This is a genomic window from Deltaproteobacteria bacterium HGW-Deltaproteobacteria-6, assembly GCA_002840435.1.
GTDB lineage: Bacteria > Desulfobacterota > Syntrophia > Syntrophales > Smithellaceae > UBA8904.
Genome location: PHAT01000030.1, coordinates 1 through 1,513 on the forward strand (window position 1 = coordinate 1; position 1,513 = coordinate 1,513).

The following is a 1,513-nucleotide window of genomic DNA, read 5'->3' on the forward strand; positions in this document are numbered from 1 at the left end:
GATGATCTGGAGCTGGGTGATAAAGGCAAACAGGACAAATGCGAATTCTCCGACCTGCCCCAATCCCAAAGTAAAAATCATATTCTGATCAAAACTTAAACGGGAAACCTTTCCCGTTGCATACAGAACAAGAGATTTTATTGCAATTATACCGCCCACGAGAGCTGCAACTTTCACAGGGTTTTCCATAATCAGTTTGAAATTGATGGAGGCACCGACGGCAATAAAAAACAAGCCCAGCAGCACCCCCTTGAATGGTTCAATGTCGCTTTCCAGTTCATGACGGAACTCGCTTGTGGCCAAAACAACACCTGCCAGAAAGGTCCCTAACGCGGGACTTAAACCCACCAGAATCATCAGATAAGCTGTTGCAATCACAATCAACAGGGCCGAAGCCGTAAAAAGCTCCCGAAGACGAATGCGGGCTATAAAACGAAGGAAAGGCACAAAAATAAAATGCCCGACCAAAACAACGGAATTGACGGCAACCAGCAATGTTATTGTCTGCGCCCATCCAGGCAATCCCCCCATAAAAGACGTGTGGCCGGCGGAAGCTGCCTTTGCGCCGGATACAGCCAGAAGCGGTATCAACGCCAGAATCGGAATGACGGAAATATCCTGAAACAGCAACACGGCAAAGGAGGTTCTTCCCGATTCCGTTTTCATCAGACCTTTTTCCCGCAGTGTCTGCATGACAATAGCAGTGGAAGACATGGAAAGGGCAAGTCCGCAGGCCAGTGATGCCTGCCATGACAGGCCCACCAGCAGCAGAGCGACAAAACATAAAAATGTAGTTATGCCCATTTGCATGATGCCGGTTCCCAAAACGAATCTGCGCATTCGCCAGAATGTTTTTGGTTCCAGTTCAAGGCCGATCAGAAAGAGCATCATCACGACTCCGAATTCGGCAAAGTGCATAATGTCCTTGCCCTCCTGACCGACAAAACCTAAAAAGAAGGGTCCGATGATCATGCCGCCAATGAGATAACCCAGGACAGAACCCATACCCATCTTTTTGGCTACAGGCACAAAAATGACAGCAGCAGCAAGGTAAATCAGGGCATCAGATAAAAACGTGCTGGTCATGTTCTATTTCATCCTTTGTTGGAAAGCCAGTCGTTGAGATATTCGAAGCGGGAAATGGACGCGGTATCATACTCACCGGTTGTAAGCTTTCTCAGCAGCCAGCGATAAGAGTCTGCATACGCGGCCAGTGGCTGATCCGTTAACATGTGCGTGCCGTGTACGGCAAATGGCGGCAGATATATCATCTTGCACAAATTAGCGGCCTGTTCAAAAGGCCTCAAAAATTCACGCAGGGTAAACTGATTATGTTGATTGGCTGCGTAAGATTCACGTGTGCCTCCCGCAGTCAGGGCTACAAATGCAATTTTATCTTTCAACGCGTTGCCTTTACTGCCATGCGCCCATCCGTATTCCAGAACAACATCCATCCACTGTTTTAACAAGGCGGGAGCACTGTAAGTATAGAAAGGGAAATGCCAGACGATTA

At 48.0% G+C, this 1,513-nt stretch carries 2 protein-coding genes; both read right to left on the minus strand.

Features of this window, described 5'->3' with window-relative positions:
- A partial coding sequence (locus tag CVU71_18565; GenBank protein ID PKN16735.1) for a potassium transporter occupies positions 1-1,086 on the minus strand: 1,086 nt, incomplete at its 3' end.
- Positions 1,087-1,094: 8 nt separating this feature from the next.
- The coding region (locus tag CVU71_18570; GenBank protein PKN16736.1) for an NAD(P)H oxidoreductase at positions 1,095-1,513 on the minus strand (419 nt) is incomplete at its 5' end.